Here is a 20,184-nt window from a genome sequence, read left to right on the forward strand (position 1 = left end):
AATCAGGCATCCATGCGGATGCCGAGGCGGCGGATCATGCCGCCCCAGCGGTCGGTTTCCTCCGCCAGGAAGGCGGCGGCCTCCTCCGGCGTGGTGGCCATCACCTCGAAGCCCGCGCCTTCCAGGCGCTGGCGGGCGGCGGGCTCGCGCAGGCCCTTCTGCACCTCCGCCGCCAGCCGGGCGATGCGGTCCGGCGGCGTATTGGCCGGGGCGACCATGATCTGCCAGCCATAGGATTCGGCATTGCGGATCCCCTGCTCGGCGAGCGTCGGCACATTCGGCGTCAGGTGGAAGCGGTTGGCGGAGGTGACGGCCAAGGCACGGATGCTGCCATCCCGCACCTGGCCCATCACCGCCGCGGTGGTGACCACCATCGCCTGGATGCGCCCGGCGACGAGATCCAGCGTCGCATCGGGGAAGCCGCGATAGGGCACGTGCAGCATCTCCAGCCCCCCGGCCTTGGCCGCCAGGTCGACCATGCCGAGATGCCCGCCCGAGCCCGGGCCGACCGTGCCATAGGCGAGCTTGCCGGGATTGGCGCGGACATGGGCGATGAAACCGGCCAGGTCCGTCACCGGCAGGTCCTTGTTCACCACCAGGAATTGCGGCCCGCGCACCAGCAGCGAAATCGCCTTCAGGTCCCGCACCGGGTCATAGGGCAGGTTCGGGAACAGCGCCGGGGCGGTGGAGAGCGGGCCGTTGATCGACAGGCCGATGGTGTGGCCATCGGTCGCCTTGGCCATCGCATCGGTGCCGATATTGCCGCCGGCGCCGGCCCGGTTCTCCACCACCACCGGCTGGCCGAGCGCCGTCGCCAGATGCGCGGAGGTCACGCGGCCGGTCAGGTCCGGGCTCGATCCCGCCGGGAAGGGCACGATGAAGCGCAGCGGCCGGTCCGGCCAGGCGGACTGGGCGCGGGCTGAGAGCAAAGGGGCAGTGGCAAGGGCGGCGGCCATCAGGCCGCGACGGGTCGTGTTCATGGTTTCCTCCGGAATCTTGCGGAACAGAATGCCCGTTGCGGCGTCGCGCGAAAAGGCTCAGCCGCCGGCGAAGCGGGTCGTGGCGTGGATGAAGCCGTTGGCGGGATAGGCGGTGATGCCGAGGGCGTTGATCGGCGGGTACCAGACCCGCACCCGCGACCAGTCATTGCCCGGGGAGACATCCACCACGCGCTGGTCGGTGGCGATCCGCCCCCGCGCCGCGCCGCTGGCCCAATTGGCGTGGTCCACCATGATTTCGCGCGGTCCGAGCACGCGGGCGACGACGGCGACATGCCCAGCCCGCATGCGGCCGCTGCGCCCGAGCACCAGCACGCTGCCCGGCCGTGGCGCCGCCCCACGGTCGTAACGCCCCGCCGCGGCGTCCCACCACTGCCAGGCATCGCCCGATAGCCCGATGCCGGAACGGGCGCGGGCATAGGGGACGCAGGAGATGGGCTCCCCGAGATGCGGCCGCAGCGGCGCGACCACCGCGGGGGCGGTGCCCCGCCCGCCGCCACAGGCGGCGACGGCGAGCAGCAGCAGGATGGGAAGGACGCGGCGCATGGCGTTGAAACTAGCAGCAGAACCCCGCCGAAGCCGAGGGTCGAATGGCGGATCAGGGCGTGAAATCCACCTCATAGATCCGCCGCGCCGCCCGCAATCGCCGGCCCGGAGGCAGGGGCCGCAGGTTGGACAGTTCCCAGGCCAGCCAGCCCTCCTCGAAGAAGCTGGCGCAGGCGGCCGTCATGTCGGCAGCGATGAAGGGGCGGATGGCCTTCACGCGGACCACCGCCACGGCCATGCCGTTCGGGTCCTCATCCCCATCCTGTCGCAGGAAGCGGCCATTCTCGACGATCAGCAGGTCGTCGGTGGGGCTCAGCTCCGGCGCCCAGCGCCGCACCTCCAACGTCTTTTGCCCGGCGGCGATCAGGCTGCCGCCGGGCCGGACGACGGAGAGCGCGCGCAAGGCAGGCGCTACGCCGCGCGCCGCGCCGCCGGCACCGCCCGCATCCGCCCGCCCGGCAGCGCGCCAGGAATGGCGGCCGCGAAATCGGCAGCCTCGAGCAGCGCCGGCCAACCGATGCCCGTCGCCACGCCCATGCGGGAAAACAGCCAGGCGACATCCTCCGTCGCCACATTGCCGGTCGCCCCCGGCGCGAAGGGGCAGCCGCCGAGGCCGCCGGCCGCGCTGTCGAAGACGCGGCAGCCAGCCTCCCAGGCCGCGGCGCAATTGGCCACGCCCAGGCCGTAGGTGTCATGGCCGTGGAAGGCGAAGCGCGGCTGGCCATCGGGGCCTGGCCAGCTTCGGATCGCATGGGCGAAGACGCGGCGCACCTGGTCCGGCGCGGCATTGCCGGTGGTGTCGCAGATGCTGATCTCGATGTCCTGGTCCAGCGCCTGCACCCGCTCCACCCAATCCAGTGCCTCCTCCTCCGGCACCACACCCTCGAAGGGGCAGTGGAAGGCGCAGGAGAGGTTGAAGCGCAGCTTCATCCCGGCCGCGCGCGCATCGGCGACGATGCCGGACAGGTCGACAAAACTGTCCATCCGGCTGCGGTTCACATTGGCCTTGTTGTGGCTTTCGGTGACGGACATGAAGACGCCGACGCGATGCGCGCCGGCCGCCTTCGCCATCTCGAACCCCCGGCGGTTTGGCGCCAGCACGGTGGCCTCCAGCCCTGGCAGAGCGAGTGCCGCTTCCAGCACCGCGCCGGTATCGGCCATCTGCGGGATGGCCTTCGGGCTGACGAAGGAGCCGATTTCCATCCGCCGCAGCCCGGCGGCGTGGAGCTTCCGCACCAGCGCGATCTTGGTTTCGGTCGGCACTAAGGGGCCGATGGACTGCAGCCCGTCGCGCGGGGCGACTTCCGAGATCACGGCGCTATGCATCGCGGGCTTCCCCCAGCAGTTCACCAAAGACATGGTCGTTGTGCGCGCCCACGGCCGGCGCCGTCCAGCGCACCATCTCGCGCGGGGTCACGCCGTCGAAGCGGAAGGGGGCGGCGGGGTGGAGCAGGGTGGTGCCGATCAGCGGGTCCTCCACCTCCATCACCGTCTGCCGGGCGCGGAAATGCGGGTCCTCGGCGCAGTCGCGGATGTCGTAGAGGCGGGAGCAGGGGATGTCGGCCGCCTCCAGCGCCGCCTCCGCCTCGGCGGCGGGCAAAGTGCGGGTCCAGCGGCCGATCTCGGCGTCGATTTCCGCCATATTGGCGCAGCGGCCGCGATTGTCGGCGAAGCGGGGATCGGCACCCATCGCCGGGTTGCCGATGGCATCGCACAGCCGCTTGAAAATCGGGTCCGAATTGCCGCCGATGCAAAGCCACTTCCCATCGGCGCAGAGATAGGTGTTGGTCGGTGCCGCGGTCAGGATGGCGGAGCCCGCCGGCTGGCGGATCGCCCCGGTCAGCCCGTATTCCGGCAGCATCCCCTCCATCAGGCTGAACACCGCGCCGACCAGATCCACATCGATGATGCGGCCCTTGGCCTGCGGATCGCCCTTGATGCCCCAGCAGGCGGAGGTGACGGCCAGCGCCGCATACATTCCCGCCAGGTCGTCGCTGATCGAAACCCCGCAGCGCGGCGGCGGATGGTCCGTGACGCCCGGCGTCGCCGTCAGGTGGCGCAACCCGCCCATCGCCTCCCCGATCGAGCCGAAGGCGGGCTTGTCGCGATAGGGTCCGTCCTGGCCGAAGCCGGAGACGCGGGCGATGACGAGGCGCGGATTGGCCTCATGCAGCACCTCCGGCCCCAGACCGATGCGCTCCAGGAAGCCGGGCCGGAAATTCTCCACCAGCGCATCGGCGCGGGCCACCAGCTTCAGGATGCGCTCCCGCCCCTTGGCCGACTTCAGGTCGATCACCACCGACAGCTTGTTGCGGCCATGGATGCTGAACCAGACGGGGTGGCCGTTGTGCCGGCTGCCCCAGCCACGGATCGGGTCACCCTCCGGCGGCTCGATCTTGATGACCTCGGCGCCGAGATCGGCCAGCAGCCGCGTGGCGAAGGGGCCGGCGATGTAGTGGCCCAGCTCGATCACCTTGAGCCCCGCCAAGGGAAGCCCCGCCGATCCATTCCCCGCCATGCCTCTTCTCCCGAACCGTGCCGAAGGGGCTTAGGGCAAAAAAGCCCGCTCGGGTATCACCGGGAGGCGGGGAATTCGGCCGCCGCCGCAGGGTCATCCGTCCTCACCTCGCGGTTCAACTCGGCCAGGAAAAGCCGCAATCCCCGGTCCAGCACCTTCTCCTTCCGCAGCACGCAGCCGAGGCTTCGCGCGGCGGCCGGCCGAAGCGGGCGCGTGACCGTGCCGGGAGGGGGCTCGCGCAAGGCCAGCGCCGGCAGCACGGCGGCACCCAGGCCCGAGCCCACCAGCGTCTTGATCGCCTCGACGCTGCCCAGCGCCATCACCGGCTCCGGCTTGACGCCGGCGCGCCGGAACCAGGCATCGGTGACCGCCCGCGTATTGCCGCCTTGCTCGTAGAGGATCAGCGGCCAGGCCCCGAGCGCCTTGGCGGTGATCGGCCCCTCGCCCCCTGCGGCGGGCAGCAAAGCGAGCAGCGGGTCGGACATCAGCCGGGTGGTGCTCAGCGCCCGGCCCGCCGGCACGGGCAGGGTCGCCAGGACGACATCGAGGTCGCCGGCCTCCAGCCGCGGCAGCAGCTCCCCCGTATTGCCGATGGCGACGCTGAGCACGAGGCCGGGCATCGCCGCCTTCACCCGCTGCAGCACGGGCGGCAGCAGGTGGATGCAGGCGGTCGCCCCGGTGCCCAGCCGCAGCCGCCCGGTCTCGCCCCGCCCGTGCTCCGCGGCGGCCGCCATGGCGTCCGCGGCCGCCGAGGTCGCCCGCCGGGCCGGCTCCAGCAGCGCGGCTCCGGCCGCGTTCGGGATCATCCGGCCGGCGGCGCGGTCCAGGAGGCGGACGCCGAGGCCGCGCTCCAACTCGCGGAGCTGCTGGCTGACCGCCGGCTGGGTCAGGTGCAGCAGCCGCGCGGCGGAGGAAACGCTTCCGGCCTCGACCACGGCGAGGAAGGTGCGGAGCTGGCGGAGCGATGGCTCGGGCATAACCGCAGCTTATTCTAATGCGGCGTATCGAAAAGACTTTCTTTCAATTGCCGCGGCCGCTGGGCAGCATCCCGCAACGCTCCCAAAGGGTTTCCGCAGATGACCGCCCTCTCTCCCGCCAGTGCCCTAGCCGGCCGCGCCGCGTTTCGAATCCTCGATCCGGCGGCCCCCGTCTCCGAGCTGACGAGCCTGCTGCACCGCGCCTATGCGCCGCTGGCCGCCATGGGGCCGCGCTACATGGCGACGCACCAGTCCGATGCGGTGACGCGCGAGCGCGCCGCCTCGGGCGAGTGCTGGGTCGCCCGCGCGGATGGGGGCATCGTCGGCACGATCCTGTTCAAACCCGCGGACCGCACCGCCGGCTCCCCCTGGCTCGACCGGCCCGAGGTCGCGAGCCTCGGCCAGTTCGCCGTCGCGCCGGAATGGCAGGGCACGGGCCTGGGCGCCCGCCTGCTGGACCTCGCGGAGCGGCGTGCGGCCGAGACGGGGGCGAAGGAGATCGCGCTCGACACCGCGGAGCCGGCGGAACACCTCGTCGCCCTGTACCGGCGCCGGGGCTACCGCTTCATCGAGCACACCCAGTGGTCCCACACCAACTATCGCAGCGTCATCATGAGCAAGCCGGTGCGCTCCGGCCGGGCGGCGGCGTGAAGTTCATCCACCTCTCGGACCTGCACCTCGTCGGCTCCGGCGCGACCCTGCACGGCCTCGACCCGCGGGACCGCCTCCGGCGCTGCGTCGCGCATATCCGGCGCTTCCACGCGGACGCCGCCTTCGTGGTGCTGACGGGCGACCTCACCCATGGCGGCGAGCCGGGCGGCTATGCGGCGGCGCGCGCGATCCTGGCGGAAATGCCGATGCCGCTGCACGTCACGATCGGCAATCACGACAGCCGCGCTGCCTTCCGCGCCGCCTTCCCCCATGTGCCCGTGAGCGAGTGCGGATTCGTTCAGGACGCCTTCGACACGCCGGAGGGGCGTTTCATCCTGCTCGACACCCACGAACCGCAGCAGGCGGAGGGCAGGCTCTGCGCGCAGCGCCTTGCCTGGCTGGAGCGCGCTTTGCGGACCAGTTCGGGACCGGTCTTCCTGGGACTTCATCATCCCCCGTTCAGGGTCGGGCTGGGCCGGATGGACCGTATCCGCCTGCGCGACGGCGAATCGCTGCTGGGCGTCCTGCGACCACACCTCGGCCGGGTACGGCACATGTTCGTGGGGCACCTGCACCGCGCCTTGGCCGGGTCCTGGCACGGCGTGCCGTTCTCCGGCGTCAGGGGAACGAACCACCAGATCGCGCTCGACTTCGTGACGCAGGATGTCGCGCCGGTGAGCTTCGAGGCACCAGGATACGGTGTGGTGCTGGTTTCCCCCGAAGCCGTCGTCGCGCATCTTGAGGAACTGCCGGATGGCGAAAGCCGCTGAACGATCAGGCCGTCCCGCGCCAGCCCGGCCCGGGTCCCGGGCCGCTTCACGCCCGGCGCGGCGGCGCCTCCGGTGCCCCCTGTGACGGCGCCGTCCGGGGCAGGCGTGCCGACGTGAAAAGACAGCGCCGCGCGACATATGGAAACCAATGCGAAACCATTATGGGCGCATAACGTCCCTGGGGTTGCCGAGCTTCCGCACCCCGTCTCTCCCTCTGGATGCCGGCCCTCTTCCCCCCGATCTCGCCGGCATCCCCAACTCGGCGGAGCCTCCTTCCCCCGGAGGCTCCGCCTTTTTTTGTCCGCAACCGATCCAGGACGGCATCGCTGACCGGTGCCGGAACCACGCAGAGGTGAGCCCCGCCGCCAGGGTCCGGCGGCATCCGGAAAGAACCGCCGTGCCGCGATGGCCGTTCGGCTCCCCGTGAGAGAGGGAGAGGGCGCATGTTTCTTCGCATCGACAAATTGCAGACCGAATTGCCACCGCCGAAGCGGCAGGATCCGAACGAGGCCGCCGCGCTTCAGGAGTTGCTCGGCGGCAAGTACGGCGAGATGTCCACGCTCAGCAACTATCTGTTCCAGAGTTTCAACTTCCGAAGCAAGTCGAAGCTGCGCCCCTTCTACAGCCTGGTCGCCAGCATCACGGCGGAGGAGCTCGGCCATCTGGAACTGGTGAGCAACGGCGTCGCCATGCTGAACAACGGCCCGGACAGCGAGGCCGACGACGCTGGGGATGGCGGCGACATCTCCGGCGCGCCCTTCGCGGACATGAAGGACATCCGCCTCGCCGCGGGCTTCTTCTCGCATGGTGGCGGCGCGGTGCCGGTGAACAGCAACGGCCTGTCCTGGAACAACGACATGGTGACCACCACCGGCAATGTGGTGGTGGACCTGCTGCACAACTTCCACCTGGAATGCGGCGCGCGGCTGCACAAGCTGCGGGTCTATGAGACGGTGAAGGACCCGACGGCGCGGGAGGTGTGTGGCTATCTTCTGGTGCGCGGCTCGGTGCATGCGCATGCCTATGCGCTGGCGCTGAAGAACATCACCGGCGTCGACATCCACAAGATGCTGCCGACGCCGAACATCCCGCTGGGCAATATCCCGGAATGCCAGAAATACCTGGCGGAGGGGTCGCATCGCCGGCTCTACCGCTTCAGCCCGAACGACTATGAGGAGATCGCCGGGATCTGGGGCAATGGCGAGACGGCCCTGCCGGGCGATCCGCCGGGCGAGCTGGAGGTGATCGCCGGCATGCCGGAGGGTGGCAAGATCCACCAGCTCACCGGCGTGCCCTCCGCCTTCACGCCCGACTACGCGCCGGAGGAGATGTTCGAGATCGCGAAGAAGCTGACCGCCAAGGTGTAGGGTGGGAGGGGGGCTGATGCCCCCCTCGTCTTGTCACACGATCTTCTCGATCTCCGCCTTCTCGTTGCGGGTGCGCCAGAGCGAGTAGAACACGCCGCCCGCGATCAGCGCCGCGGTGACGCCGAGCGAGATGATCGGGTCGACCTTCCCGAAGATCTGGTTCCAGAAGATCTTCGCGCCGATGAAGACCAGCACCATTGCCAGCGCGTATTTCAGGTAGTGGAAGCGGTGCACCATGGCGGACAGCGCGAAGTACAGCGCGCGCAGGCCCAGGATCGCCATGATATTGGCGGTGTAGACGATGAAGGTGTCCGTCGTGATGGCGAAGATCGCCGGCACGCTGTCCACCGCGAAGACCAGGTCGGCCAGGTTGATGACGACCAGCGCCAGGAACAGCGGCGTGGCCCAGGCGACCATCTTGCCGGTCTTCGGGTCCGGCTGGCGGATGAAGAACTTCTGGTCGTGCAGCTCGTCCGTCACCCGCATGTGGCGCTTCAGGAAGCGCACCACCGGGTTCTTCGAGATATCCGTGTCACCTTCCTGCACCACCATCATCTTGATGCCGGTGCCGATCAGGAAGGCGCCGAAGATGAACAGCAGCCAGTCATATTCCTGCACCAGCGCCGCGCCGATGCCGATCATCAGGCCGCGCAGCACGATCACCGCGATGATGCCCCAGACGAGCGCGCGGTACTGGTACTTACGGGGGATGGCGAAGAAGCCGAAGATCAGGCTGATGACGAAGACATTGTCGATCGACAGCGCCTTCTCGATGAAGAAGCCGGTGAAATAGGTCACCCCGGCATGGGTGCCGTCCTCGGTCGTGATGTGCCCGGCTTCATAGGCCCACCAGATGGCGCCGCCATAAAGTGTGGCGAAGCTGATGTAGAAGGCGGAGAGCCACAGGCTCTCGCCGATGCCCATCTCCTTGTCCTTCTTGTTCAGGACGCCGAGATCGAAGGCCAGCAGGCCGAAGACGATGGCGAGGAAGCCAAGCCACATCCAGATCGGCTTGCCGACCCATTCCAGCAGCAGGAAGTCCATGAATTTTTCGCTCCGGGTCATGCGGAACCGGCACCCCTTTTCAGGGCACGGATTCACAAGGGCACCCCGGCAACGGGTGTCACGATCCGGGCCGGGGTCGTGGCAGGCTCTGGCGATCCGACATCGCGGGGGCGGCGTGACGCCGCCCGAGCCGCCAGAGGGGCCCGGATCAGGGAGCGACGTGGGGGGACCCCCCCCAGGCCTTCAAGCCCCCGAGATGGATGGATGGAAATAATTTGGCCATTTCCGGCGCGGCGCTGATTCGGGCCGGCTGGCGCGAAATCGGCGTGCCCCCCGGTTGTCTCGGGCGGCCCGGCAGGCCATGTCCGGTTTGCGGAAGACGCGAGGGCGGACTACTCTCCGCCTACGAGGCAATCCGGCCGCCTTCGACAGGTAGGCCGCTCACGGGATCGAGGCGTCGCTATGGGTTCGTTCAGCATCTGGCATTGGCTTGTCGTCCTGCTCGTCATCCTGCTGCTGTTCGGCAGCGGGAAGATCAGCGGGCTGATGGGGGACGTTGCGAAGGGCATCAAGTCCTTCAAGGCCAACATCAAGGAAGAGGACGGCAAGGACGCTTCGATGGCGGCCGATCCGGCTTCCCAGACCCCGGCGCCGCCGGCCGGCACCATCGCCGCGCCGGGCACGCAGCAGAACACGGCGCAGGCGGCCAACCCGTCCCGCCCCGCGGCCTGATACGGGCCGAGCCCGGCGCCATGAGGCGCCGTGGCCTGTTGGGGTTGTGGCCTGGGTTGGTGGCGTGGCCGGCATCCCTGTTGCCGGCCTGGGGTTGTGGCCCTAAGCTCACGCCCCTGTGATGTGCGCCGTTCCGCACCGTGCGGCATGGCGGTAGGCGCCGGTTCCGTCAGGCGGGACCGGCGTTTCGTGTGTCTTCAGGGGGGCAATAAGAATGCAACAGCCGGGACAGCCGGGCTCGCCGGAAACGCGGCATCCGGTCGCGGGGGGCGCTTCCGATACCGTTGCCGTCACCAAGCCGGTGGACGACACCGAATTCGCCTCCTCCCGCCGCAGCCTGACCGGTTGGCCGGCGCTGCTGTGGAAATACGCCGCGGCCGCCTATGTGCTGTGGCATATGTGGATCCTGCTGGTGCTGCCGGTGGACCCGACCGTGGCGCGGGCGGCGCATGTGTTTCTGGGCGCCATATTGGGCTTCGCGCTGTTTGCCCCCTCCGCCAGCCGCGCCGGCAATACGGTGCCCTGGTACGACTGGCTGGTGATGATCCCCTGCCTGCTGATCGTCGCGCATTACGTGCTCGACGGCGACGGCATCGAGATGCGCAGCTTCATGGGTCCGAATATGCAGGACCTGCTGGTGGCCGGCGTCGGGATCCTGATCGTCATGGAATTCGCCCGCCGCAGCGCGGGCCTCGCCATGCCCATCATCGCCGGCACCTTCATCGCCTATTGCTTCGTCGGGCCCTGGATGCCCGGCATGCTCTACCACCGCGGCGTCAACCTGGATCAGGCGCTGGTGGAGCTGTTCAACAACAACGGCGTGCTGGGCACCATCGTGCAGGTGTCCTCCACCTTCATCATCATGTTCGTCACCTTCGCCGCCTTCCTCCAGGCCTCCCGCGCCGGGGAGTATTTCAACGACCTGGCCATGGGGCTGGTGGGCTGGGCGCGGGGCGGGCAGGCCAAGGTGGCCGTCGTGTCCTCCTTCATGTTCGGCACGGTCAGCGGCAGTTCGGTCGCCAATGTCGTCGCCTCCGGCACCTTCACCATCCCGATGATGCGCCGCGGCGGCTACGACCGTGAGACGGCGGGCGCGGTGGAGGCCACGGCGTCCACAGGCGGCCAGTTGGCGCCGCCGGTGATGGGGGCGGGCGCCTTCATCATGTCCGAGGTGCTGGGCATGCCCTATACCGAGATCGCCCTGGCCGGCGTGATCCCGGCGCTGCTGTTCTACTTCGCGGTCTATACCCATTGCGACCTGCATGCGCGCAAGGCGCGGCTGTATGGCCTGCCCTGGAGCGAGCTGCCGCGGATCATCGACCTGGCGCGGCGCGTCTATATGCTGACGCCGCTGGTTGTGCTGATCGCGGTGCTGCTGAGCGGCTACTCCCCCTTCCGGGCTGCCGCCTGGGGCATCGCCGCCGCCCTCATCATCATGACCGTCACCTTCCTGCTGCATCATCTGACGGTGCAGCGCGCGGGTCCGGTGCAGGCGGTGGTCGGCACCGTGGTCGACCTGTTCCGTGGAATACTGGAGGCCCTGTCCGGCTCGGCGCGGGAGGTGATGCAGCTTGTCGCCGTCTGCGCCACGGCGGGCATCGTCGCCGGCGTCATCGGCCTGACCGGCGTTGGCGGGCGCTTCGCCTCGCTGCTGCTGGAGGTCGCCTCCGGCCTGCCGCTGGTCGCCATGATCTTCGCCATGGTGGTCGCCATCATCCTCGGCATGGGCGTGCCGACCACGGCTGCCTATGCGATCGCCGCCGCGGTGGTGGCGCCTGGCTTGATCCAGATGGGCGTGCCGGCGCTGTCGGCGCATATGTTCATCTTCTACTTCGCCGTGCTCTCGGCGATCACACCGCCGGTCGCACTTGCCTCCTTCGCCGCGGCGGGGATGGCGGGGGGCGATATGTGGAAGACCTCGCTGAAGGCGGTGAAGCTGGGGCTCGCCACCTTCATCGTGCCCTACATGTTCTGGATGTCGCCGGCCCTGCTCGGCCATGGCGATACCCTGCAGGTGGCGCAGGCCGTGGGCTCCGCCCTGCTCGGCGTCTTCCTGCTGGCCTGCTGCACGGAGGGATGGATGTTCCGCGCCGCCCTGTCGCTGCCGCTGCGGGTGGTCTCGGGCTGTGCCGCCATCGCCCTGATGGTGCCGGAGGCCTTCACCGATATCGCCGGCCTGCTCGTCGGCCTCGGCCTGATCGCCTGGCAGTGGCGGCAGGTGGGGGATGAGGATGCGGTGCGCGCACCGCTGGGACGCTGAGCGATGCGGCTTGAGGAGGCGGCGGCGCAGATCGTCGCCGCGGGACGACGCCTGGATGCGCTGGGCTGGGTGCCGGCGACGGCGGGGAATTTTTCGGTGCGGCTGGATGCGCGGCGGCTCGCCGTCACCGTCTCCGGCCGCCACAAGGGCTTCCTCACGACCGATGACGTGATGGTGGTGGACCTGGATGGGGTGGCGGAGGATTCCCGGCAGCGGTCCTCGGCCGAAACGCTTCTGCATTGCGGCATCTACCGCCGCTTTCCGGAAGCGGGCGCGGTGCTGCATGGCCATTCCATCGCCAATACCGTGCTGTCCCGCGCCGCCGGCGAAAGCCTGACGCTGGCAGGTTATGAACTGCTGAAGGTCTTTCCGGGGCTGCCCACCCATGAGGCGGAGGTGGCGGTGCCGGTGGTGCCGAACGATCAGGACATCGCACGCATGCAGCGCGGGCTGGATGCGCTGTGGGATGGCATGCCAGGGGGGATGGCAGCCATCCCGCCCGGCTACTTGATCCGCGGCCACGGTTCCTATGTATGGGCGCCCGACATGCCTTCCGCCCTGGCCCGCATGGAGGGGCTGGAATTCATGCTGCGTTGCGCGCTGGAAGAAAGGAGCCTGCGATGAGCCGTCTGACCGTCTGGGATGCCGCGACCGATGCGCAGGTCCAGGTCACCGAGGACCCTTCCGAGATCGCCGGCACCCTCGCCGCCATCGGCGTGCGCTTCGAGCGCTGGCCGCTGGCCGACCTGCCGGCGGATGCCCCGGCCGAGGCGGTGCTGGCGGCCTATCGCCCGCGACTCGACGCCTTCATGGGGGAGACCGGCGCTGGCACGGCCGATGTCATCAAGCTGACGCCGGACCATCCGCAGAAGGATGCGATGCGCGCCAAGTTCCTGTCGGAACACATCCACACCGAGGATGAGGTGCGCTTCTTCCACGCCGGCTCCGGCAACTTCGTGCTGCATGTGGACGGGAAGGTCTTCGACGCGCATTGCACGCCGGGCGACCTGATCTCCGTGCCGGCGAACAGCAAGCACTGGTTCGATGCGGGCGAGAATCCGGATTTCGCCGTGCTGCGCGTCTTCACCGACACCTCCGGCTGGACGCCGCACTACACCGGCACCGACATGGCGACCCGCTTCCCTGCCGCCACGGCATGACCACGCGGCCCAGGCTGGTCCTGACCGATATCGAGGGCACCACCAGCGCCATCGCCTTCGTCAAGGAGAGGCTGTTTCCCTTTGCCGAGGCCGAGTTGGACGCCTTCCTGGCCGCGCGTGGCGCGGAGCCGGAGGTGGCGGCGATCCTGGCGGAGGTGCCGGGGCCGGACCGCGTGGCGACGCTGCGCGGCTGGATGGCGGCGGATGCCAAGGTCACGCCGCTGAAATCCCTTCAGGGGCTGATCTGGGAAGCGGGTTTCCGCGACGGCCGGCTGCGCGGCCATCTCTGGCCCGATGTGGCGCCCTGCCTGCGCGCCTGGCATGCGGGCGGGGTCGCACTCGCGGTCTATTCCTCCGGCTCCGTCTCTGCCCAGAAGCTGCTCTTCGGCCATTCCGATTCGGGCGACCTGCTGCCGCTATTCTCCGGCTTCTACGACACCCGGATGGGCGGGAAGCGGGAGGCCGCCTCCTATGCCGCGATCGCCGCGCAATCGGGCCAGCCGCCGGCCGCCATCCTGTTCCTGTCGGATGTGGCGGAGGAGCTGGATGCGGCGGCGGCGGCAGGGCTTCTGACCTGCCAATTGGTGCGGCAGGGGGACAACACTGTGGCTTGCGGGAGACATCCGGAGGCCGCCGATTTCCCCATGGTCACGACGCGCTTCGGCCTGCCCCTGACCCGGTGACAGCCCCCACCCCGGCAGGCTAGATGCCGGAGCCCCCGGGGCGCGGGAGACACCAACATGATGACGAGCTACGCCGTCCTCGACGGCCGTCTCGCCTTGCGCGACGGTGTCTTGTCGCCGGAACGGATCGCCGAGGCCGCCTGGATCGACCTCCTGAACCCGACTCCGGAGGAGGAGCGGGCGGTGCAGGAGGCTCTGCGACTCGAAATCCCGACCCGTGAGGAGATGCAGGAGATCGAAAGCTCCTCCCGCCTCTATCGGGAGGAGGAGGCGTTGTTCCTCACCGCCAATTTTCTCTATGGGGTGGAAGGCGGCGATTACGGCTCCACGCCGATCACCTTCGTGCTCAGCAACCAGGCGCTGGTCACGGTGCGCTATGCCACGCCCAAGGCCTTTTCCGTCTTCGCCCTGCGCTGCCAGCGCACCCCCACTTTGGTGGCGACGCCGGATGGCGTGATGCTGCATCTGTTCGAGCAGATCGTCGACCGGCTGGCCGATGTGCTGGAACGGCTGGGCGCCGACATGGACCGTGCTTCCTCCGCCACCTTCCGCGGCGCCAGGGCCAAGGCCGGCAGCAAGGCCACGCTGGGCGGCGATCATTTGCGGGACACGCTCATCACCCTCGGCCTGGTGGGTGAGGTGACGACCCGGGCTTCGGAGACCCTGCTCGGCCTGTCGCGCATCCTGACCTTCGTGGGTGCCGAGAAATCGCATGCGGTGCGCAAGGAGAACCAGGTCCTCATCAAGACGTTGGTGCGGGACGTGCGGAGCCTTGTGGATCATGCGAAGGTGTTGAACGACAAGGCGCAATTCCTGCTGGATGCGGTGCTCGGCATCGTCAATGTCGAGCAGAGCAACATCATCAAGACCTTCACCGTGGCCTCTGTCGCGCTGATGCCGCCGACATTGATCGCCAGCATCTACGGCATGAATTTTCAATACATGCCGGAGCTGAGCCAGAGCTGGGGCTACCCGGCCGCCCTGGGGCTGATGGTGGTCTCCGCCCTTCTGCCCATCGTCTATTTCAAGCGGAAGGGCTGGTTCTGATCCTGCCCGCCCTGCTCCTCGCGCTGCTGTTGATGCTGGCCGTGGGGCAGGGGCAGGCGCAGACCTTGCCGCCGCCCACCCCGGCGCCTGTGGCCTGCCCACCGCGCGGCACGCCGCTGGTGCGCGTCACCATCTCCGATCCCGAACCGCGCGTGCTCAATCCGGTCAGCGCGGATGCGCTGCGCCGCCTGGCCGACCTGCCGGAGGAGGCCTACAGCCAGGGCACGGTGCTGCACCATCTCGGCCTGACCCTGTCCCGGGTGGAATGGCGCAGCGAGATCACGGTGCGCAGCCAGGGGGCGGGCAATGGCCCGGTCTGCGGCGTGCCCTCCGAAATCCGGCTCAGCCTGCTGCATGCCGAACACAGCATCCGCCTGGCGCGGGAGATTCCGCCCCGCGGCTGCCTGGCGCGGGAGGTGCTGGCGCATGAGCGTCGCCATGCCGAGGTGAACCGTCGCACCCTGCGGGAAGCGGCGGAAGGGCTGCGCGCCACGGCGCGCGCCTGGGCCGCGCGTGCCCAGGCCCAGGCGCCGAATGCCGGTGCCGCCGCCCTGCAATTGCAGGAGGGGCTGACCGAGGCGGTGGAGCCGGTGCTCGCCCGGCTGCGCGCGGCGCGGGAGGCGGGGCATGACGCGATCGACACCCCGCAGGAGTATCGCCGGCTCGGCCGAGTCTGCCCGGCCGACCAGCGACGGCTGAGCCAGAGGCTGCGGGCGCATTGAATTCCGCGCGGATGCGTTGACCGGCCGCGCGCACCTTGCTGCACTGCCCCCACAGCGCCAAACCCCCAGCCAAGGTCGCCCCATGCCCCAGACCCACCGCGTCGCCGCCACGCCCGAGACCATCCGCTGGGGCGCCTTCGATGCCAGCTTCGCCCCGGTGGCCACCATCGCCAGCGGCGACCTGGTGGTGCTGGAATGCGTCTCCGGCGCGCCGGAGGTGATGCCCAAGCCGGAGACCGGGCTGCTGCCGCCGCCGGCGCTCGCCGCCATCCATGCATCGAAGCCGCCGCGACTCGGCCCGCATATCCTGACCGGCCCGGTGGCGGTGGCGGGTGCCGAGCCCGGCGACGCGCTGCGCATCGACATCGAGCAGATCGACCTCGGCTGCGACTGGGGTTTCTGCGGGTTCCGCCCGCTGGGCGGCACGCTGCCGGAAGACTTCCCCTATGCCCGCATGCTGCACATCCCGGTGGACAAGGCGGCGATGACCGGGCGGGTGCCGGTCGGCCCCGGCGTGACCCTGCCGCTGTCGCCCTTCTTCGGCGTGATGGGCCTGGCCCCGCCGCCCGCCTGGGGCGCGATCAGCACCAAGGAGCCGCGCGCCCATGGCGGCAACCTGGACAACAAGGAACTGACCGCCGGCACCACGCTGTGGCTGCCCGTGCATGTGCCGGGCGGCAACTTCTCGGCCGGTGACGGCCATGGCGTGCAGGGCGATGGCGAGGTCTGCATCAACGCGCTGGAGATGTGCCTGACCGGCCATTTCCGCCTGACCCTGGAGAAGGGCGGCGGCACGGCCGATCCGGCGCTCCGCTTCCCGCGCGCCGAGACGAAAACACATTTCGTCTCCATGGGGCTGAACGAGGATCTGGACCTTGCCATGAAGCAGGCGCTGCGGGAGATGATCGGCTTCATCGTGGCGCGGATGAACGTCTCGGCCGCCGACGCCTATCAGCTCTGTTCGCTCGCCGTCGATTTCCGGGTGACGCAGACGGTGAATGGGGAGAAGGGGGTGCACGGCCTGCTGAAGAAGGGGCTGCTGTTCTGATGGAACGTTAATCGTTCCAAGGGATTTTCCTGACTCTGTCCACAGGATTCATGCGCTCCCGGCCATTCTACAGCTTGTAGTCCTCCCGGGCGTTGCCCTACCGTATGTTGTGTCAGCGGGGGCTCGGAGAGAGCGCATGGATTGGACTGCGGAGGCCATCGAGCGGCTTCGGGCGCTCTGGGCGGAAGGACATTCGACGGCGGAAATCGGTCGCCGCATGGGTGTTTCGAAGAATGCCGTCGTCGGCAAGGCGCACCGCCTGAACCTGTCGGCGCGGCCGAGCCCGATCCGGCGCGAGGCGCCGGCGGAACGTCCCGCGGCCACCGCGCCACGGCTGCCGCGCCCCGCCAGCGTGGCGCCGCGCAGCACCCTGTCGCCATCGCCCTCCAACGCGCCTGTCAGCCTGGCATCTGTCGCACCGCCTGCGGTCGTGGCGGCGCCGAGTTCGGTGGTGCGCGCCTTCCCGCGCCTCGGCTCGACTCGAAGCTGCTGCTGGCCGATCGGCGAGCCCGGCACCGCCGATTTCCGCTTCTGCACGGCCGAGGCGCTGTCCGGAAAGCCCTATTGCTCGCAGCATGCCGCCGTGGCCTATGTGAAGGCACGCGACCGGCGCGAGGACGCGGCCTGAGGCCAGGACCTGCGTGATCCCGCCCTGCCGATTCGGCAGGGTGGTCCAGCCACGGCCGTGGGTGCCGGCGCGGTGCCGGCTGTGGCATAGGATCGGACATGTCGCGATCCCTCCAGGGTGTGCTGCTGCAACTTGTGGCGCTCGCCCTGTTCGTCACCATGGACGCGCTTCTGAAGGTGCTGGTGGCCAGCCACCCGGTGCCGCAACTGATGTTCGTGCGCTTCTGCTTCCACACCCTGCTGGTGGTGGTCACGCTGAAGCTGATGACGGGGCGGGTGCCCTTTCGCAGCCGGGCGCCGGGGCTGCAGACTCTGCGCAGCCTGTGCCTCGCCACTGCCAATGCGGCCATCGCCGTGGCGCTGATCCATGTTCCGCTGGCGGATGCGACCGCGGTGGCCTTCGCCGCCCCGGTGATGACCGTCGCGCTGGCCTCGCTCTGGCTGGGGGAGAAGGTCTCCCTGCGTCGCTGGATCGGCGTCGGCATCGGCTTCGCCGGGGTGATGGTGGCGCTTCGGCCGCCCTTCCTGACCGGGCAGGCGCTGCACTGGGCGATGTTGCTGCCGCTGGTCACCGCGGTGGCCAATACCGCCTATCAATTGCTGACCCGCAGGCTGGCGGCGGTGGACGATCCGCACACCACCTTCGTCCATACCTCGATCGCAGCCCTGGTGCTGACCGGCCTGGCCCAGCCCTTTGTCTGGCAGGCGCCGGCGGCCTGGGACTGGCCGCTTTTCGCGGCCCTCGGGCTGCTGGGGGCGGCGGGGCACAGCATATTGGTGCTCGCCTTCGCCCGTGCGCCGGCCTCCGTCCTCGCGCCCATGTCCTATGTGCAACTGCTCTGGGCCGGGGTGGCGGGGGTTCTGGTCTTCGGCGACTGGCCGGATGGCTGGACCGCGCTTGGCGCCGGCATCATCGCGGTGGGCGGCGTGCTCGTCGCCTTGCCGGAGCGGCGGCCGGCGAAGGGTGCGTGACATGACGATTGCAAAAGCGTTGCATCATCGGGCTTGCCTAAACCGCCCCGGAGGGACTAGCCCCTTGCGCATTCCTGCAAACGGCCCGGCATGACCATCCGCACTGATGCTCCCGATCGCGACCATCCCCGCGCGGCGCTCGACGCCGCTGGCGTTCGCGACGCCTACCGGCGCTGGGCCGGGGTCTATGACGCGGTCTTCGGCGGCGTCTCCGCCTTCGGCCGCAAACGCGCGGTGGCGGAGGTGAATCGCCTGCCCGGCACAAGGGTGCTGGAGGTGGGGGTGGGCACCGGCCTCGCTTTGCCGCGCTACCGTGGCGACAAGCGCGTGGTCGGCATCGACCTGTCGCGGGAGATGCTGGAGAAGGCGGCGGAGCGGGTGAAGGCGGAGCGACTCGGCCAGGTCATCGGCCTCGCCGAGATGGATGCCGAGCACATGGCCTTCGCCGATGGCGCCTTCGACATCGCGGTGGCGATGTTCACCGCCAGCGTGGTGCCGGACGCCAAGCGCCTGTTCACCGAGATGTCGCGCGTGGTGCGGCCGGGTGGGCACCTGCTCTTCGTGAACCATTTCGCGGCGGAGGATGGGCCGCGCTGGTGGGTGGAACGCGCCATGGCGCCGCTGTCCCGCCTGCTCGGCTGGCATCCGGATTTCGCGCTGCGCGACCTGCTGGACCCGGCGATGGTGCAGGTGGAGGCAATCGAGCCCTGCCAGCCGGCCGGGCTGTTCACCCTGGTGCGCGTGCGCAACCAGCCCAAGGCCGACCTGGCCATCGCCGCCTGAGCTGGGCATCAGGGCTTGGGTCGCCGCCCCGCGGTGGTGTATGGATAGAGCGCCGGGGCGCCGCATCCGCGGGTACGGCGCGAGGCCGCTTCGCCCGTCTTGTGGGCAAATTTCTTAACCTTCCCAATGGTGCAGATGCCCGGCCTCGGTGCCGGGCGCGATTGTGGAAGGCCAAGCGCGTCCCTTGTGCGGCGCGGGAGGCACCACTATGGTCCGCCCGCAACGCGACCTGCCGCGGCGGCGGTGGAAGAGGCGCGATTGGGACCTGGGGCGGGCGGGCCGCCCCCTGGTCGGCTGCAGTTTCGGCGTGCGACGCGGTGCGCTGACGGGATGACAGGATGCGGCACGTGATCGGTGCGTTTCGGGAAATGACGGGCCGGCTTTCCGGCCTGGCAATGTGGGCGCTGCTGGCGGCGGTAGCCGCTTTGGGCGCGCCGGGTGTGGCCTTGGCGCAGGATGCCGGCATGGTCGGCGCACCTGTGGCCTGGGGCATGGGCCTTCAGCAATCCGGCGGGCCGATCAAGGACGCGATCTCGTCCTTCAACACGCTGGTCTTCTGGATCATCGTGGTCATCACGATCTTCGTGGCGCTTCTGCTGGCCTATGTGGTCTGGAAGTTCCGCGCCGATGCCAATCCGAACCCGTCCCGCACCAGCCACAACACCGTGCTGGAAATCGCCTGGACGGTGGTGCCCGTGCTGATCCTGGTGGTCATCGCCATCCCGTCCTTCCGCCTGATCTACTACCAGGACCGGACGGTGGATGCGGACCTGACCATCAATGTGCAGGGCCGCCAGTGGTACTGGCACTACGGCTACCCGGACAACGGCAACTTCACCTTCGACAGCTACCCGGTGCAGGACGCCGATCTGGCGGCCGGCCAGATGCGCAACCTTGAAGTTGACAATCCCCTGGTGATTCCGGTGGGCGCCAATATCCGCATCCTCAGCACCGGTCAGGATGTGATCCATTCCTTCTTCATCCCGTCGCTGGGCGTGCAGCGTTATTCCATTCCCGGCCGGACGCTGGAGACCTGGATGCGGGCCGACCGCCCGGGCACCTTCTACGGCCAGTGCAACCAGATCTGCGGTGTGAACCACTGGTTCATGCCGATCGTGGTGCGCGCCGTGCCGCAGGCGGAATTCGACGCCTGGGCCGCCGAGGCGCGCACGCGCTTCGCCCAGGGCCTGCCGCCGGGCGCGCCGCGCGCTTTGGCCGCCGCGCCTGATGCCACCGCCGCCCCTGGCGCCGATGCGGCGCAGACCCAGATGATCGTCGCCCAGGCCCGCCGCTAAGGCGGGTCTGAAGCCAACACCAG

At 69.3% G+C, this 20,184-nt stretch carries 22 protein-coding genes; 15 read left to right on the forward strand and 7 right to left on the reverse strand.

The genetic code is table 11. The annotated features are described in order from the left end of the window. Window positions 1–2 precede the first annotated feature (2 nt). The 6 genes from JJQ90_RS10450 to JJQ90_RS10475 are packed head-to-tail and all read right to left on the reverse strand — an operon-like array spanning window position 3 to window position 5,039. The gene (locus tag JJQ90_RS10450) at window positions 3–980 is read right to left on the reverse strand and encodes a Bug family tripartite tricarboxylate transporter substrate binding protein (protein ID WP_216875004.1); all 978 of its coding nucleotides are present in this window, start codon (window positions 978–980) and stop codon (window positions 3–5) included. Window positions 981–1,037: 57 nt separating this feature from the next. Continuing rightward, window positions 1,038–1,544: a CHAP domain-containing protein gene (locus JJQ90_RS10455; RefSeq protein WP_216875005.1), complete on the reverse strand. Its 507-nt coding sequence runs from the start codon at window positions 1,542–1,544 to the stop codon at window positions 1,038–1,040. 52 nt (window positions 1,545–1,596) lie between these two features. Then, on the reverse strand, window positions 1,597–1,947 hold the full coding sequence (locus JJQ90_RS10460) for an ASCH domain-containing protein (protein ID WP_216875006.1): 351 nt from the start codon (window positions 1,945–1,947) through the stop codon (window positions 1,597–1,599). 8 nt (window positions 1,948–1,955) lie between these two features. After that, the gene (locus tag JJQ90_RS10465; protein ID WP_216875007.1) at window positions 1,956–2,870 is read right to left on the reverse strand and encodes a hydroxymethylglutaryl-CoA lyase; all 915 of its coding nucleotides are present in this window, start codon (window positions 2,868–2,870) and stop codon (window positions 1,956–1,958) included. After that, window positions 2,863–4,062, reverse strand: a complete 1,200-nt coding sequence (locus tag JJQ90_RS10470; protein ID WP_216875008.1) for a CaiB/BaiF CoA transferase family protein — start codon at window positions 4,060–4,062, stop codon at window positions 2,863–2,865. The genes JJQ90_RS10465 and JJQ90_RS10470 overlap by 8 nt, the downstream gene beginning before the upstream one ends. 56 nt (window positions 4,063–4,118) lie before the next feature. After that, window positions 4,119–5,039: a LysR family transcriptional regulator gene (locus JJQ90_RS10475; protein ID WP_216875009.1), complete on the reverse strand. Its 921-nt coding sequence runs from the start codon at window positions 5,037–5,039 to the stop codon at window positions 4,119–4,121. Window positions 5,040–5,138: 99 nt separating this feature from the next. Between JJQ90_RS10475 and JJQ90_RS10480 the strand changes: the two genes are divergently transcribed. From JJQ90_RS10480 to JJQ90_RS10490, 3 genes are all read left to right on the forward strand, one after another. Next, complete coding sequence (locus tag JJQ90_RS10480) at window positions 5,139–5,690, forward strand: GNAT family N-acetyltransferase (RefSeq protein WP_216875011.1); 552 nt, start codon at window positions 5,139–5,141, stop codon at window positions 5,688–5,690. Continuing rightward, the gene (locus tag JJQ90_RS10485; protein WP_216875013.1) at window positions 5,687–6,460 is read left to right on the forward strand and encodes a phosphodiesterase; all 774 of its coding nucleotides are present in this window, start codon (window positions 5,687–5,689) and stop codon (window positions 6,458–6,460) included. Before JJQ90_RS10480 ends, JJQ90_RS10485 begins: the two co-directional genes overlap by 4 nt. 443 nt (window positions 6,461–6,903) lie before the next feature. Next, on the forward strand, window positions 6,904–7,827 hold the full coding sequence (locus tag JJQ90_RS10490; protein ID WP_216875015.1) for a manganese catalase family protein: 924 nt from the start codon (window positions 6,904–6,906) through the stop codon (window positions 7,825–7,827). 33 nt (window positions 7,828–7,860) lie between these two features. Here the strand turns inward: JJQ90_RS10490 and JJQ90_RS10495 are convergent, their stop codons facing one another. Beyond that, the gene (locus JJQ90_RS10495) at window positions 7,861–8,892 is read right to left on the reverse strand and encodes a TerC family protein (protein ID WP_230410522.1); all 1,032 of its coding nucleotides are present in this window, start codon (window positions 8,890–8,892) and stop codon (window positions 7,861–7,863) included. Window positions 8,893–9,294: 402 nt separating this feature from the next. Here JJQ90_RS10495 and JJQ90_RS10500 point away from each other — a divergent pair, with 402 nt between their 5' ends. The 12 genes from JJQ90_RS10500 (at window position 9,295) to coxB (ending at window position 20,161) form a co-directional block, all read left to right on the forward strand. After that, window positions 9,295–9,564 carry a twin-arginine translocase TatA/TatE family subunit gene (locus JJQ90_RS10500; protein WP_216875017.1) on the forward strand — a complete coding sequence of 90 codons (270 nt, stop codon included), beginning with the start codon at window positions 9,295–9,297 and terminating at the stop codon, window positions 9,562–9,564. A 214-nt stretch (window positions 9,565–9,778) separates the two neighbouring features. Continuing rightward, window positions 9,779–11,824 (forward strand): TRAP transporter permease, encoded by a 2,046-nt coding sequence (locus JJQ90_RS10505; protein WP_216875019.1) that lies wholly within the window; start codon window positions 9,779–9,781, stop codon window positions 11,822–11,824. Window positions 11,825–11,827: 3 nt separating this feature from the next. Further along, complete coding sequence (locus JJQ90_RS10510; RefSeq protein WP_216875022.1) at window positions 11,828–12,448, forward strand: methylthioribulose 1-phosphate dehydratase; 621 nt, start codon at window positions 11,828–11,830, stop codon at window positions 12,446–12,448. After that, window positions 12,445–12,984, forward strand: a complete 540-nt coding sequence (locus JJQ90_RS10515; RefSeq protein WP_216875024.1) for a 1,2-dihydroxy-3-keto-5-methylthiopentene dioxygenase — start codon at window positions 12,445–12,447, stop codon at window positions 12,982–12,984. The genes JJQ90_RS10510 and JJQ90_RS10515 overlap by 4 nt, the downstream gene beginning before the upstream one ends. Beyond that, the gene (gene mtnC / locus JJQ90_RS10520) at window positions 12,981–13,667 is read left to right on the forward strand and encodes an acireductone synthase (protein WP_216875026.1); all 687 of its coding nucleotides are present in this window, start codon (window positions 12,981–12,983) and stop codon (window positions 13,665–13,667) included. Before JJQ90_RS10515 ends, mtnC begins: the two co-directional genes overlap by 4 nt. A 57-nt stretch (window positions 13,668–13,724) precedes the next feature. Continuing rightward, the gene (gene corA / locus JJQ90_RS10525; protein WP_216875028.1) at window positions 13,725–14,714 is read left to right on the forward strand and encodes a magnesium/cobalt transporter CorA; all 990 of its coding nucleotides are present in this window, start codon (window positions 13,725–13,727) and stop codon (window positions 14,712–14,714) included. 65 nt (window positions 14,715–14,779) lie between these two features. Beyond that, complete coding sequence (locus JJQ90_RS10530) at window positions 14,780–15,436, forward strand: hypothetical protein (protein ID WP_216875030.1); 657 nt, start codon at window positions 14,780–14,782, stop codon at window positions 15,434–15,436. Window positions 15,437–15,518: 82 nt separating this feature from the next. After that, the gene (locus tag JJQ90_RS10535) at window positions 15,519–16,484 is read left to right on the forward strand and encodes an acetamidase/formamidase family protein (protein WP_216875032.1); all 966 of its coding nucleotides are present in this window, start codon (window positions 15,519–15,521) and stop codon (window positions 16,482–16,484) included. Window positions 16,485–16,620: 136 nt separating this feature from the next. Next, window positions 16,621–17,112 (forward strand): GcrA family cell cycle regulator, encoded by a 492-nt coding sequence (locus JJQ90_RS10540; protein WP_216875035.1) that lies wholly within the window; start codon window positions 16,621–16,623, stop codon window positions 17,110–17,112. Window positions 17,113–17,210: 98 nt separating this feature from the next. Continuing rightward, window positions 17,211–18,083 (forward strand): DMT family transporter, encoded by an 873-nt coding sequence (locus JJQ90_RS10545; RefSeq protein WP_216875037.1) that lies wholly within the window; start codon window positions 17,211–17,213, stop codon window positions 18,081–18,083. Window positions 18,084–18,173: 90 nt separating this feature from the next. Next, window positions 18,174–18,866 carry a class I SAM-dependent methyltransferase gene (locus tag JJQ90_RS10550; RefSeq protein WP_216875039.1) on the forward strand — a complete coding sequence of 231 codons (693 nt, stop codon included), beginning with the start codon at window positions 18,174–18,176 and terminating at the stop codon, window positions 18,864–18,866. A 347-nt stretch (window positions 18,867–19,213) separates the two neighbouring features. Further along, window positions 19,214–20,161: a cytochrome c oxidase subunit II gene (coxB, locus tag JJQ90_RS10555; RefSeq protein WP_329959422.1), complete on the forward strand. Its 948-nt coding sequence runs from the start codon at window positions 19,214–19,216 to the stop codon at window positions 20,159–20,161. Window positions 20,162–20,184: the final 23 nt, after the last annotated feature.

It is taken from the genome of Falsiroseomonas oleicola (assembly GCF_019029495.1).
Taxonomy (GTDB): Bacteria; Pseudomonadota; Alphaproteobacteria; order Acetobacterales; family Acetobacteraceae; genus Falsiroseomonas; species Falsiroseomonas oleicola.